Genomic DNA, 13,276 nt, shown 5'->3' on the forward strand with positions numbered 1-13,276 from the left:
CAGCGGTTCATCAGTCCGGCTTGCTATCCACCACACCTGCGGTGTTATCCAGCAGGCTCTTGGTCGCCGTTTGCAGGAACGACTCAAGTTTCTGCTTGAGGGCGGCCTCGTCCGGCGATTCCGGGATCACCTTGCCAGTCGGCTCAGCGCCCAGTGTGTATTCCCACAATTTGGGCGGCATTTCCTTCGGCAATACCAACACGCGGTCGCCCGTGAGCAATGCCACGGTCTGGTCGTTACCCGACGGCTTGATCACGCCGAAACCTTTGTCGCCTTCCGGCAGGTTCAGCAAGTCACGGCCCCAGCACTGGTGCAGGGTGTCGCCACCCAGGCGGCCCATGATGGTCGGCACGATATCGATCTGGGTGCCCACGGTGTGGTCACGCTCGCCGAATTTTTCCTGCATGCCCGGTGCAATCATCAGCATCGGCACGTTGAAACGGCCCAGGTCCATTTCGGTAATCTGCTGTTCGTTGCCGAAGCCGTGGTCACCCACGATCACGAACAGGGTTTCCTTGAAGTACGGCTCCTTGCGAGCCTTTTCAAAGAACTGGCCCAGCGCCCAGTCGGAGTAGCGCATGGCGGTCAAATGCTCGTTGAGGCTGCCACGGTCGGTGACTTTCTCAACCGGCAATGGTGTCGGCAACGCGTACGGGGTGTGGTTGGACAGGGTTTGCAGCAGCGCGTAGAACGGCTTGCCACCTTCACGGGCCTTCAGTTCTTCCAGGCCACGGTTGAACATGTCCTGGTCGGAAACGCCCCACGTCGGGTCGGAGAACACCGGGTTGACGAAGTCATTGCGGCCAATGAAGTTGGTCATGCCCTGGTTGCTGAAGAAACCCGACTGGTTGTCCCAGGCGAAATCGCCGTTGTAGACATACACGTCGTCAAACTTGCGTGCGCTGAGCAACTGCGGCAAGCCCGAGAGCTTGTGGCTACCTTCCGGGGTCTGCATCAGGTATTCGAAACCCGGCAGGTTCGGGAAGCAGGCCATGGTGGCGAACATACCCTGGTGGGTGTGGGTGCCATTAGAGAAGAAGCGGTCGAACAACAAGCCTTCCTTGGACAACTTGTCGAAGTACGGCGTTACGTTGCCCGGACGCCCCAACGCGCCCACCGAGTGGCCGGCGAAGCTTTCCATCAGGATCACGACGACGTTCTTGATCGGCAGGGTTTTCTCGGCCGGCGGCGTGAAGTCACGGCGTACGGCGGTGGTGTCGGTGTCCACCAGCTTCTCGTGGGCCGGCAGCAGCAACATGTCGCGCACGGTCTGGGTGGCCAGCGGCTGCTCCAGGGTGGCTTTCCAGATGTTGGAACGCTCTTCGGAGAAACGCGACTTGGCAGCGGCGATCAGCGACAGGGTACCGTTCAAGCCCAGCTGGTTGGCAAAGTTCGAGTCAGTGGTGTAGACATCCCCCCAACGCAGCGGCGGGCCCTGGCGCAGGGTGCCACGGATGGCCACCACGGCGATCAGCAGGCAGACCACGAACACCGCAATGCGGCTGTACCACGGCGCCACCTGGCGTGTGCCGATGCTGCCGCCGCTGAACGGGCCACGCGGGCGCGTTGCACGGTCGGCGCCCTTGAAGGCGATGCTCAGGATCAGCGTACCGACGGCCCAGGCCAACAGGTAACGCACCACCGGGAAACCGTACCAGAGCATGCTCATCACGGTTTTCGGGTCTTCCTTCACATACTGGAAGACCAGCCCGTTGAGGCGCTGGTGGAATTCACGGTAGAAGTCCATCTCCATCAGGCCCAGGAACAGGGCAATGCTGGACGCGACAGTCAGCCACAAACGGAAGAAGCCCCGCGCCGCCATGGCCCGTACGCTGAACAAGGCCAGCAGCAACGGGACCAGCGCGTACATCACGAAGCGGATGTCGAAACGGGTGCCGTTGACGAACGCTTCCAGGAAGGTCGAGGCCGGCGTGTCGAGGATCATCTCGCGGTTATAGACCAGCAGCGCCAGGCGCAGCAGGGAGAACATCACCATCATGACCAGTGCGCAGAGCAGCGTATAAGCCAGATGGGATTTGACGGTCGGTTGCAGCAGGCGATTTGAAGCTCGCTGCTGATTCAGGGCGTCCGGGTTTGCCATGTCGTTTTAGGACCCATTGGAAGTTTAAGTTACGAAATAATGCAGTGGCGTCCGTCCCTCGCCCAGGCTGGCTGGGGTAGGCGGTTAACGCGATGGCACAAATGGTGCCCGATCAAGGCCGGCAAGGCTATAAATTACTGAATGTGCAACGTTGCTACGCCTTTATATGGCCCCGGAGGTAGAGCCTTGGCAGCTGCACAAGGCCTGCGAATTGTCTTGGTTGGAATGTGAAAATTCTGTGCAGCGAATATTTCGATACACAAAATACGAATGGCACGGGCCGCTCCGACAGCGCAGTTGCAAAGCACTTTATCGGCACAACTGGCGCGCTGTAATTGCCATTATTTAGCCACTACCTTTGCCGTTCGCTCCTGTGAATGACATCGGCAACCCAGCCCAAGAAGCCGTCCCCATTATGGGGGTCATGGAACCGGCGGGGAATTCAACAAACACCCAAGGCCACCCCTCACCCAAGACAGCGCCTTCGTGTTCGGCGCAACGGAGCAAACATGCTACTGCACTAGACTTCAGCGACTTTTACATCGAATGCCGATGAAGTGATCAGCCCGTACGCCAAGTAATTTTCCAGTGCATTGCCCCAAATAAAGTCCGAATCAAAACTAAACGCATTGCCTTGACATGAACTTCCTCACCTGCAAGGTTTATAGCCGTTGCGCAACACACCTCCTCAAATGCAACACTATGGATAGGAAAATAAAATGGACACTCTCGTTAACAATGCAACCTTCGCGCTGGAACTGGATTCGGAAACAGCAGAAAAGTTTTCCGTCATCCTGAACGATGAAAGTCTGATGCACGCCGGTTTTGTGGCCCATCAGTCGAACAACAACGTGTTGACGCTGGCCCTGGCTGAAGAAGTAAAAATCGCAGCCTAAAAAAACGGGAGGGAAGTCATTCCCTCCCGTTTTTTAGTAGATGCTTGTTTATCTTTTATCAAGCCAAGGTGCCAACTTATGCAAAGGCTTAGTTCGAGCCTTCGTCGTCGCAGTGCCGAAGAAACATTAAAAGTCATCGTCAACGACATCGCCCCCCGCCTGGGCATTACCCGGGTAACAGACACGACTTGGCTGGACCGTATTGGTATTCCCGTGTTTGCCAGTATTCGACCCGCCGCACTCAAGGGGTCGCTGTGCGTCAATGCGGGTAAGGGCCTCAGGCCAGCAGAAGCCAAGATAGGCGCGTACATGGAGGCTATCGAATTCAGCCTTGCGCAATACAATACCGCCCAGTTGAAACTGTTAGAGACCACGCCCAGGCAACTCATAGAAAGCCATGAGGGCCGAATAGCGTTCAATCAGTTCTGCCTGTTGTATGGCTTCTCTGCCAATGCCGACGCGCTCATCATGGCCATCGAAGTCGAAGATGTATTGCGTCAGCAACAGGTCCTGGCACCCGCCGAACTGGTGTTCATTCCCTACCCCGAGAACCCCGGGCAGCAACTCTTCGGCGAAAGCTCCAGTGGCCTGGCCTCAGGCAATGACGTGGTGGAAGCCTCGGTGCACGCGGTGTGCGAACTGATGGAGCGCGATGTTCAAGCCTTCAATCACCTGCATGACCGCTCCTGCCTCGTCAATCTGGACCACTACAGCGCCGAAACCGACAGCCTGATCAGGAAAATCAATGATGCGGGCTTAAGCCTGTCGGTTCGCTACACCGAGAACTGTTTTGGCCTGGCCTACTTCCAGGCGTTCATCATGGAAGAATCACCCCAGGCGCCCATCTCTGTCGCGACGGGCTCAGGGCTGCACCCCATCAAGGAAATCGCCTTGATCCGTGCGATCTGCGAAGCGGCCCAAAGCCGCCTGAGCCACATCCACGGCGGCCGGGACGACATCATCGAGCGGGTCAAATACTTCGAGAAGAAGGGCCGTACGGTCGAGCTTGAAGCCATCTCACGCCTGCGTAGCGTGGCCACCGCCCGTGACCAGATGATCGATTACTCCGCCATCGACTGCCAGGAGGCCGCGATCCCCACCCTCGAATCGGCCTGGGCATTGCTCATCGAGCGATTGCAGAGCATCGGGCTCAGTACCGTGCTGAGGGTTGTGCTCAGCAAGGCCACGGACGACATCACGGTGGTCAGAATCATGATTCCGGGGCTTGAAGCCTTTGAACCGGGGTTGAAAAGGGTCGGTCCGAGGTTACTTACGTATGTCAAACAAAACGCTTGAGCCCTGCCTGCTGTTTGCAGGCCCTTCCCTGCAAGGCATCGACAGCCAGTTACTGTGCAGTGACGGCCTGGTGTTGTGCCCGCCCGTCAAACGCGGCGATATAGAGCGTCTGGTGGCGCAATCACCGCCCTCGAACCTCGCGATTGTCGATGGCGTGTTCCATGCACACCCAGCGGTCGGCCACGCCGAGATACTGGGTGCCCTGGACGCCGGCTGGCGCATCTGGGGCCTGTCTTCCATGGGAGCCATTCGCGCCTGTGAAATGGATACGCTGGGAATGACCGGCTTTGGTGAAGTCTATCGACAATTCGCCAGCGACCCGGACATGTCCGATGACGAAGTGACGTTGGTGCATCAAGCACAGGAGCCGTACCTTTCGCTCAGTGAACCACTGATCCATATCAGGCAGTTTTTAAGGCACTGGGCGGCGGAAAAAATCATCACGCCGGCACACGAACAACATACCCTGCACTACCTGAAAAACATGTGGTACGGACATCGCACACTCCGTTGCTTGAAAGACACCTTGATGACACTGCCGGTCGCGGAAAACACCATAGACAGCGCCTTGGCCAACTTTTCTGCCTACAGAATCAAAAGCCTGGACTTGATCGATTTTCTCAAACTGAAACCATGGACGAAGACGGTAAACCAGAATGTCGCCATCAGAGATACTGTGTGAAATAAATGGCTTGCCATTTGTAAACTCACACTTCAACAGCACGAAACTTCTAACCCTCGTCGCCGTTGTGCGCAGAAATATCGCGGGCAACGGGTTACCTTTAGCCACTTATTTGCAACCCGACTTTGCCACCGCCCTGTATCAACAGCACGTCGAAGGCGCACCTGAGTTTCCGCCCCATCAAGCGCTGAGCAACGCCGAGCAGTTCATGTTGGCCGAAGCGAAGAACAACCTGAAAGCCTTGCTACCGCAATGGAGCAAACTATTCGACCTGCCGGTTAATATATATAAGTTGCTGACGCAACAAGTCAGCCTGACCAATCCCGTGCTGCCGCAACAAATGTTCCTGGGCGAAGCCGCGTTCACCAGCATGACGGATCTTGAAGAACTGCTCGTGCATGAGCTGTCGCATATCTGGTGCAGCATGATCGCTGAGATTTACGACTTCCAGCTCAAGGACAGCGCAAACGACTACGTCCTGCCATCGGGCACCGGCGGCAAGAACCCTCGGGGCGTCTTGCTGGCCTGCCTGTTCGCGGTCAGCGCCGTGAACTACCACAAGCGCCTGGTGGCCAGCGGCTCGGTGCGAGCGCGCCCCGAACGGCTGGATTTTCTGCATCAGTATTTCCTCCAGAGCCTGGCCACGCTCCAGGCATCAGCCGAACTGTCTGAAATCGGCAAGCTGATCACCTCCAGACTGGATACATTCTCCAGTGACCTGACAACTGACACCGCTCAAGGATGACCCATGGCAGTCGTACACTTTCCCCGGCAGTTCATGCCCTACACCGACCAACATAAAACCCACGTCGCCGAGGGTGTGTGTGTCAACGATGTGCTGGGCAACCTGACCACGCGGTTTCCCGCCCTGATTGGCCCCGTCTTCTCCGAGGACCTTCACCCACTGCCGTTCGTGGGCTTGTTCGTCAACGGCATGCCAGTGATGAGTGAGCAGGACCGTGGCCGCCCCCTGGACAGTAACGCGCAATTGATTCTGATCAACGCCGTGGCAGGTGGCTGACATGCAGTGCACCCTGAAGACGGACACCTCCCGTTACGCCCGCCAGATGATCCTCAGCGAGGTCGGCCCCCAGGGCCAGCAACGTCTCAAAGACAGCAAGGTGCTGGTGGTCGGTGCAGGGGGGCTGGGCTGCCCGGTGCTCTTGTACCTGGCGGGCGCGGGCGTAGGCACGATTGGCATCGTTGATAACGACATCGTCGACCTGAGCAACCTGCATCGGCAGATTCTTTATGGGGTTGCCGATGTCGGCGAATTGAAAGTGTCGGCAGCCAGGCGTCGTATCCTCCAGTTGAACCCGGACATCGTCGTCGACACCGTTGCCACCACGCTGAACCCGGACAATGTCCTGTCGTTGCTGGCCAGCTACGACATCATTGTCGACGCCACCGATAACTTCGACACCAAATACCTCATCAGCGATGCCTGTATCGCCTGCGAAAAACCGATGGTCTATGCCTCGATCAGCCAGTTCGAGGGGCAGGTGTCGGTCTTTAATCATTACCACCCAGACACCCAGGAACGGGGGCCGTGCTTCCGGGATCTGTTCGAAACACCACCGCCCCCTCACTTGACGCAAAACTGCGCGCAAGCGGGTGTGCTTGGCGTCATACCCGGCCTGCTCGGCTGCTTTCAAGCTAACGAAGTGCTCAAGCTCATCCTCCAAGCCGGGGAGCCCTTGAGCGGCAAATTGTTGTCCATCGATTGCCTGGACAACAGCGTCCACCTGCTGAACATCCATAAAACCCGGGATCGCCTTCCTGCACCCACCCTGGGGGCTTCGACCACGCCGGCATGGCGCGACAGCGACTGGCTCGCCCCCGACAGATTGCATGACTGGCTCAAGTCACAAGCGCCCTTTCAACTGGTCGACGTACGCGACAGCCATGAATATCTGCAGGGTTCGCTGGGCGGTCAATTGATTCCGCTCAAAGACATCATCCATCGCCAACTAGAGCTCGATACCACCCGCAGTATCGTTTTCTATTGCAAGTCCGGTGTCAGGAGCAAGGCCGCCCTGCTGGCTGTTCGCAGCATCCACCCGCACGCGCACCTCTATAGCCTGGAAGGTGGCATCGAGCGGTACCTGGCGACTTACCCTGATCACTGCGCCCCGGTCACGCCGTGAACGCCCCTGATTGCGCAGTCATCCTCTCCGAATCAAAGGTACCTCAATGAGTGCAAATTCTTCAGGCATTACCTGGGGTTTTCCCGGCATCGACCGGCGTTTGCTGAAAGTGCAATTCAGCTTTTTGCTGATGGTCCTGGGGGGACGCTGCAATCAATTGGCGGTGGCCTGGTGGGCCCTGCAGGAAACCGGTTCTGCGCTCTATTTTGCCAACATGATTGCCTGTTCCATCGCCGCAGAGGTGTTAGCCAAACCCCTGCTGGGATGGGTGGGGGACAAGTACAACAAGATCCTGATCATCAAGCTGGCCGCCTGGGTCAGTTTGCTGACCGCCCTGTTGATGGTGATCCTGTCCGCCACGGAGTCGTTCAACCCCTGGACGGTGGGTGCGCTGATGATGATCAGCAGTGCGGTCGTCGGCGTACGTGACCCGCTCCAGGCGTCGATCATTCCTTTGTTTGCAGACGACGATAAAGTCTCCCTGGCCTTTCGCACCAAAAGCGTGATGTCGTCCTTTTCGATCCTGCTGGGGCCGGTCATGGCCAGTGGGTTGATCTACGGGTTCGGCATCACGTTCGCCTTTGCCGCTGATTTTTTTGCGATTCTGATCGCCGGCGCGCTGATCGCGACCATACCCAGCCACATCGGCGCCACAGGCCAAGGCGAAAAAGCCACGGGCGCCGGCGGCTTTAGCATGATCTATTCCGGCTTCAAGGTGGTGTACGGCGTCAAGGTCGAGTTTTACCTGGCCATTGTCGCGATGCTGATCAACTTTGCCCTGTTTCCATTTTTCACCATCCTGCTGCCTCTCTACGTGAAAGACGTCATCCACTACCCGGTCACTTACATCGGTCTCCTGGACTCGTGCTTCGGGCTGGGCATCCTGGCGGGCAGCTACAAGATCATCGGCTGGTTATCCGAACGCCTCCCCCGCGACCTGTGTGTATCCGCAGGTTTTGCGTTACTGGGGTTCAACCTGGTGGTGGTCGGTACCGTTTCTTCATCGCTGCTCGTACCCGCCGCCTTCTTCTGCGGCGGCGTCGGGCTGATGCTGATCAACATCCCCACCTCCGCCGTGAGGTTGCTGGCGACACCCAAGCTCCATCGCAACCGGATCTTTGCCACGGTCTCGTTTCTGTCTGCGGCGGCCAGCCCCTTGGGCAGTTTCGCGATGAACAGCCTGATCGCTCACCTGGGAGTCGCGCTGACCATCACACTGCTGGGCGTCATGGTGCTGCTGTTGTCGTTGCTGGTATTTCTGGTACCCGACTTCAAGACGTTCATGCGCACCAAGGATACGCAGCTCAGCGATGCCTACCTGGACAAATACCCTGCCGCGTTCGCGCACTGACGCGCGTCGCCGTCACCGGCCTATTGCAAACGGAGTTGTTGCTGACCATGCCAGACCTCGAAGACCGGCCTGAATCTGTTCGCCATGAACAGATCTTCTGCGGCCAATATTATGACGACATGGGGTGTATCGGCTTCCTGGGGGACCCGTCCAAGGAGCACATCTCGGTACTGATGCTGGGGCTTTCGGACGGGGTGGCGCTGGCGCCGATCGCAGCCAGTACCAGGGTGGCCAGCCTATTGGCCGTCGACCTGGACGAGACAGCCCCCGTACGCAGCCTCGACAACCGAAACCGATTGGCAGCACACCTCGACGTTGACAGTGTGGTCGACGACGCCGCGCACTTCCTGGCGGTGACCCCCGACCGCTACGACGTCATTATTGTCGACCTCTACACCGACGAGGGTTATGCCCCGATCGTGTTTGATCATGGGTTCCACCAATTGCTCAAGCGCCGCCTGAATCCTCGCGGTCATGTGGTATTCAACGGTTTCGGCGTGCCCATGAACCTGGCGCCGTTCACAGGTTCCACGCCCCAGGCATGGCTCGCCCAGCGCCTGAACGACAGCTGGGGCGACATTCACCACCTGCCCCATCGACGCAATGCGACGTTCATTATCGGCCCCCTGCCCTCCACCACCCCAACCGTGACGTCCTTATGTGCCAGCGACCGGCTGTTCATGGACATCATGGGCCTTCGCCTGCGCTACCTGACCCCCACGCTTACCCATGTGACGCTGCTTGTGCCTCCGGCACTGGACTTCGTCGGGATTGATCAAGAGGTGCATAAACGCTGGGTGGATGCGTTACCGGCCTTGTCCGCGTTGCTGACGCCATCGTTCAAGCTGAGCAAGCCCAGCGATCTGCGTGTGTTGCTCGATAACCCGGACGCTTGCCTGGCACTGCAGGAACGCTTACTGAAGGACACATCATCGCTGCGCACCACCCTGGCGTTGCTGATCGCAGGTGAAGTCAACTTCTCTGATCGCGATATGTCATGGCTGCCTGATTGGGTCGTCGCGACACTGGAAAACAGCGCCGAGGCCCACCCACGGGATTGGCTGGAAGGTCTGCTGCCTTACGCCTATGGCGCCATTACCCACAGAACACGGGGAAATGTGGCTAAGGTGGACGGTTTCCGGCGAGCGCTGGCCCGATTGTCACAGGCAGCATAAATCCTCCGGAACGAGGCTGGGCCTGCGGTGTGTCAGTTGCACCGCAGACTCAGCCACGCTGAATGACCTTACGGCGACGGCCTCAGATCCGCACGTTACCGCGAGGCCCGGCAATGGCCCAGATGATCAAGCCCAATACCGGCAACAGCAGGATCAACAGGATCCACAGCACTTTGGCGCCCGTGCTCGCGCCGCTTTTGAACACGTTGATGATCGCCCAGATGTCCAGTGCGAGAATGATCAGGCCGATCAGGCCATTAAAAGTGGAACCCATGGTGTCGCTCCTAAGTGAGGGCATGCACTTGTAGGATAGTCAGCCTTGACGGGGGTTCCGTTTTATTTCAGACGTGCACCGCGATCTTCAACGCTTCCAGCGACGGCTCGGCCTTGATGCCGACTTCGGCGCACAGCGCCAGTACCCGCGGTACGTCATTGCCGAACACCAGCACCGCCTGGATCTCGTCATCCAACAGTTGGCTGAAGTTCATCAGCACATAACCGCCGTCTTCCGGGCTCAGGGCACTCATCTGGATCTGGATGCGGTTCAGCGCCGTCAGGTCTTCGGTCTTGGCCAATTGCTTGGGCTTGAGGTTGAACGCCACACCCGGCCCGAACGACGCCACGATCTGGGCGAAGAGGTCGGCATAGGTATCGGCCTGGAACAACACCGTGTCCGGCAGGCTGCCGACCACCACCCACTCTCCCAGCGAAATCGGGAAAGTGTCGTCGTAGTTGATGTCCGGGTTGGCCGCCAGGAACGCCACCGGGTCTGCGTAGGCCTGGGCCGCTTCGTCGGCGATACGCGCTACCTCGTCGTCGCTCATGACGCCGGCGCTGATTTTACTGATGAGTTCGACGAGGGCGGTTTTCATGGGGTGTTCCTGTGGCGGGCGGGTTTTAAAGGGCGCGTAGCCTACACCAGTTTCTGCAACTGCGCCGTCGTATCCACCGCCCCCATGGTCTGCGCCGCCGCCAACGCAGTCGCGCCCTGGGCGTCGGTGGCCTTGGGGTTGGCGCCCTGGCCCAGCAGGTATTCAACCATTTCAACGCGGTTGAACATCGCCGCCATCATCAACGCCGTACGCCCATCCGAAGAACACGCATCCACCGGTGCGCCCCCTTCAATCAGCGCCTTGACCACCGGCAGGTTGCCCTTGAACGCCGCACCGGCCATCGGCAGCTGGTTCTTGTCGTTGGCAATCTGCGGGTCGGCCTTGAATTCCAGCAGCACTTTTACCGCGTCGGCGTGGCCGTGGTAGGCCGCCAGCATCAGCAAGGTGTCGCCATTGTGGTTGCGCAGGTTGGCCGGCAAACCCTTGGCCAACAATGCCGCGAGCATGGCGGCGTCACCGCGGCGGGCCACGTCGAAGACCTGCTCGGCAAATTCGGCGGCTTCGGCTTCGGTCATTTGTTTGGGCTGGTCTGACATGTGGGGGCTCCTGGTCTGGTGTGCTTTATAGGCGCCCAGTGTCGCGATGGAGTTCCCCACTGTCATGGCTTTTTTGTCAAAAGCGCCTATAGCCAGAATCAATAACGAAATTGTCCGCCCTGGATCTGCGCCAACAGTTGGCCGGTGACCGGCACATAGCTGTCCGAACCCGGCAACCAGGCATAGACGGGATCAGTGCCGGCCTTGTCCGGGTCAAACGCTTCTTCCTTGAGCTTGACCTTCTGGTACTTGAAGGTGCCGGTGGTCTCCATCTTCACCTTGATCCTCAGGAACAGCGGTACCGCATAGTGCGGCAGCTGGCCGTGGGCGAATTGCAGCAGCTCGCGCATATCCAGGGCAGCCAGGGATTCACTGGGGGTGATGGCAACCATGCCCGCGCGCCCATTGGTGTTTTCGATCTCGACCCCGTAGGCCACTACTTCGGCAATCTGCGGGTGTTGCAGCAGGACGTTTTCCACCTCGGTGGTCGAGACGTTTTCACCCTTCCAGCGAAAGGTGTCCCCCAGCCGATCCACAAATTGCGCATGACCGAAGCCGATACTGCGCACCAGGTCGCCGGTGTTGAAATAGCGGTCGCCCTTCTCGAATACGTCAGTCAGCACCACCTTGCGGTTCTTTTGCGGGTCGGTGTAGCCGTCGAAGGGCGACTTTTCATCGATCCGGGCCAGCAACAAGCCCTGGCCGCCCGTTTGCACCTTACGCATGAAACCATCGCTGCCACGTAGCGGTTCACCGCTGTCGTGGTCGTAATCCACCAACGCCCAGTGCTGCAGGCAAAAGCCGATGGTGTTGTCGAAATTCAACACGTTGGTGAAACCGATATTGCCGTCGCTGGCGGCATACAATTCGCAGACGTGCCCAACCCCATAGCGCTGCTTGAACTGCGCCCAGACGCCGGGGCGCAGGCCATTACCGACCATTTTGGTCACGCGGTTATCCCGGTCCTGGGCGCTGGGTGGCTGATCGAGCAGGTAGCGGCACAACTCCCCGACATAACCCAAGGTGGTCGCCTTGAATTTGCGCACATCATCCCAGAACTGACTGGCACTGAATTTACGGCGGATGGCGAACCCGGACGCGCCGACAATGGCCGCCCCCCAGCACACGCACAGGCCGGTGGCGTGGTACAGCGGCAGCGTGCAATACAGGACGTCTTGCGGTCCCATGTCCAGGGCGATGCTGCCGAAGCTGACCGCCGTCTTGGTCCAGCGCCCGTGCTTCATGATGCCAGCCTTGGGCAAGCCGGTGGTGCCGGAGGTGTAGATATAGAAGCAGGGATCATTGAAGAAGATCTGCGCGCTACTCGCGGGGTTGTCCACTGGGCGCTCGGCGCTGGCAGTCATCAGGTCGATATAACCGTCGGGCACGCCACTCACCTGCTGATCGGCGACAAACCAGGTTCTATCCGCCCTGATCTCAACGTGCTCACGCACCGCCGCGTAAGCCGCCACCAACTCCGCCCCCACAATGATGCCCACCGGGTTCACCAGCTTCAGGCTGTGCACCAGCGTCGCCTGGGTTTGCGAGGTATTGAGCATGGCGCAGATGCCACCCAGCTTGGCGATGGCCAGCACGCTCAGCAGCAACTCTGGGCGGTTTTCGACAAACAGCCCGACCACGTCGCCCTTGCGGATGCCTTGCGCCTGCAGGTAATGGGCGATGCGGTTCGCGCGCTGGTTCGCGTCGCTGTAGCTGATCACACCGTCACCGTAAAGCAAGGCGATGCCATTCGGGTTGCGCAGGGTGGCTTGCTCGAAGTGCCAGCCCAAGCCGCACGACTGCTTGGGGTCGGTGACGTTGGCCGCACGCATGCCGCGTACCACACGCGGGAGCGCACGAACAATTGCAGGCACCTTTCGCAGCATCATGCTCCAGGTGATCATGCCGCTTTGCTGATGACTCATGGCGGAGCGTCCTTTTTCTTATTCTTGGTCTGGTCCAGAAATGTCCTCGCGCCCGAGGGAATTCGCCGGATGGCTCGCAGGAAAATACGTCAGCGCTTCTTGGGCTGTACACGCAGGATTTGAAAAGTTTTGTATCCCGGGCGTAAGCCGCCTCACCCAATGGAATTTTCCCGGGGAAAAGGCGGTCAGTATTCATAGCGCGTGGGCCACACCCTGGAGAGATCGCAGCCCGGATAACGCAAAATGCAGGATGCACGATGGCCATTCATGCAAA

At 58.8% G+C, this 13,276-nt stretch carries 13 protein-coding genes; 8 read left to right on the plus strand and 5 right to left on the minus strand.

The genetic code is table 11. The features are described 5' to 3' along the window. Positions 1–10: 10 nt before the first annotated feature. Positions 11–2,101, minus strand: a complete 2,091-nt coding sequence (locus M5B43_RS20090) for an LTA synthase family protein (protein WP_248751747.1) — start codon at positions 2,099–2,101, stop codon at positions 11–13. Between the two features lie 719 nt (positions 2,102–2,820). Between M5B43_RS20090 and M5B43_RS20095 the strand changes: the two genes are divergently transcribed. From M5B43_RS20095 to M5B43_RS20130, 8 genes are all read left to right on the plus strand, one after another. Then, positions 2,821–2,997 (plus strand): hypothetical protein, encoded by a 177-nt coding sequence (locus M5B43_RS20095; RefSeq protein WP_248751748.1) that lies wholly within the window; start codon positions 2,821–2,823, stop codon positions 2,995–2,997. Between the two features lie 78 nt (positions 2,998–3,075). Next, positions 3,076–4,293 (plus strand): YcaO-like family protein, encoded by a 1,218-nt coding sequence (locus M5B43_RS20100; protein ID WP_248751749.1) that lies wholly within the window; start codon positions 3,076–3,078, stop codon positions 4,291–4,293. Further along, positions 4,274–4,975: a TfuA domain-containing protein gene (locus M5B43_RS20105; protein ID WP_248751750.1), complete on the plus strand. Its 702-nt coding sequence runs from the start codon at positions 4,274–4,276 to the stop codon at positions 4,973–4,975. The genes M5B43_RS20100 and M5B43_RS20105 overlap by 20 nt, the downstream gene beginning before the upstream one ends. Positions 4,976–5,042: 67 nt before the next feature. Further along, positions 5,043–5,720 (plus strand): hypothetical protein, encoded by a 678-nt coding sequence (locus M5B43_RS20110; protein ID WP_248751751.1) that lies wholly within the window; start codon positions 5,043–5,045, stop codon positions 5,718–5,720. Between the two features lie 3 nt (positions 5,721–5,723). Then, positions 5,724–5,996 carry a MoaD/ThiS family protein gene (locus M5B43_RS20115; RefSeq protein ID WP_248751752.1) on the plus strand — a complete coding sequence of 91 codons (273 nt, stop codon included), beginning with the start codon at positions 5,724–5,726 and terminating at the stop codon, positions 5,994–5,996. Between the two features lies 1 nt (position 5,997). Further along, complete coding sequence (locus M5B43_RS20120) at positions 5,998–7,122, plus strand: HesA/MoeB/ThiF family protein (RefSeq protein WP_248751753.1); 1,125 nt, start codon at positions 5,998–6,000, stop codon at positions 7,120–7,122. A 46-nt stretch (positions 7,123–7,168) separates the two neighbouring features. Continuing rightward, positions 7,169–8,473, plus strand: coding sequence for an MFS transporter (locus tag M5B43_RS20125; RefSeq protein WP_248751754.1), 1,305 nt, complete (start codon positions 7,169–7,171; stop codon positions 8,471–8,473). Positions 8,474–8,520: 47 nt separating this feature from the next. After that, the gene (locus tag M5B43_RS20130) at positions 8,521–9,648 is read left to right on the plus strand and encodes a hypothetical protein (RefSeq protein ID WP_248751755.1); all 1,128 of its coding nucleotides are present in this window, start codon (positions 8,521–8,523) and stop codon (positions 9,646–9,648) included. An 82-nt stretch (positions 9,649–9,730) separates the two neighbouring features. On the opposite strand, the gene M5B43_RS20135 is transcribed toward M5B43_RS20130, so the two are convergent. From M5B43_RS20135 to M5B43_RS20150, 4 genes are all read right to left on the minus strand, one after another. Next, entirely contained in the window at positions 9,731–9,922 is a 192-nt protein-coding gene (locus M5B43_RS20135) for a PLDc N-terminal domain-containing protein (protein ID WP_003172956.1), read from the minus strand. Between the two features lie 67 nt (positions 9,923–9,989). Further along, positions 9,990–10,520 (minus strand): hypothetical protein, encoded by a 531-nt coding sequence (locus M5B43_RS20140; protein WP_248751756.1) that lies wholly within the window; start codon positions 10,518–10,520, stop codon positions 9,990–9,992. Positions 10,521–10,561: 41 nt separating this feature from the next. After that, positions 10,562–11,077 carry an ankyrin repeat domain-containing protein gene (locus tag M5B43_RS20145; RefSeq protein ID WP_248751757.1) on the minus strand — a complete coding sequence of 172 codons (516 nt, stop codon included), beginning with the start codon at positions 11,075–11,077 and terminating at the stop codon, positions 10,562–10,564. A 98-nt stretch (positions 11,078–11,175) separates the two neighbouring features. After that, complete coding sequence (locus tag M5B43_RS20150; protein WP_248751758.1) at positions 11,176–13,002, minus strand: long-chain-acyl-CoA synthetase; 1,827 nt, start codon at positions 13,000–13,002, stop codon at positions 11,176–11,178. Positions 13,003–13,276: the final 274 nt, after the last annotated feature.

Source organism: Pseudomonas sp. MWU15-20650 (genome assembly GCF_023242475.1).
Classification (GTDB): domain Bacteria; phylum Pseudomonadota; class Gammaproteobacteria; order Pseudomonadales; family Pseudomonadaceae; genus Aquipseudomonas.

Bases quoted from the DNA above. Each gene is read 5' to 3' on its own strand.
- M5B43_RS20100 (WP_248751749.1), top strand. From the start codon at position 3,076: ATGCAAAGGCTTAGTTCGAGCCTTCGTCGTCGCAGTGCCGAAGAAACA.
- M5B43_RS20150 (WP_248751758.1), bottom strand. From the start codon at position 13,002: ATGAGTCATCAGCAAAGCGGCATGATCACCTGGAGCATGATGCTGCGA.
- M5B43_RS20140 (WP_248751756.1), bottom strand. From the start codon at position 10,520: ATGAAAACCGCCCTCGTCGAACTCATCAGTAAAATCAGCGCCGGCGTC.
- M5B43_RS20090 (WP_248751747.1), bottom strand. From the start codon at position 2,101: ATGGCAAACCCGGACGCCCTGAATCAGCAGCGAGCTTCAAATCGCCTG.
- M5B43_RS20125 (WP_248751754.1), top strand. From the start codon at position 7,169: ATGAGTGCAAATTCTTCAGGCATTACCTGGGGTTTTCCCGGCATCGAC.
- M5B43_RS20095 (WP_248751748.1), top strand. From the start codon at position 2,821: ATGGACACTCTCGTTAACAATGCAACCTTCGCGCTGGAACTGGATTCG.
- M5B43_RS20115 (WP_248751752.1), top strand. From the start codon at position 5,724: ATGGCAGTCGTACACTTTCCCCGGCAGTTCATGCCCTACACCGACCAA.
- M5B43_RS20145 (WP_248751757.1), bottom strand. From the start codon at position 11,077: ATGTCAGACCAGCCCAAACAAATGACCGAAGCCGAAGCCGCCGAATTT.
- M5B43_RS20130 (WP_248751755.1), top strand. From the start codon at position 8,521: ATGCCAGACCTCGAAGACCGGCCTGAATCTGTTCGCCATGAACAGATC.
- M5B43_RS20135 (WP_003172956.1), bottom strand. From the start codon at position 9,922: ATGGGTTCCACTTTTAATGGCCTGATCGGCCTGATCATTCTCGCACTG.
- M5B43_RS20105 (WP_248751750.1), top strand. From the start codon at position 4,274: ATGTCAAACAAAACGCTTGAGCCCTGCCTGCTGTTTGCAGGCCCTTCC.
- M5B43_RS20120 (WP_248751753.1), top strand. From the start codon at position 5,998: ATGCAGTGCACCCTGAAGACGGACACCTCCCGTTACGCCCGCCAGATG.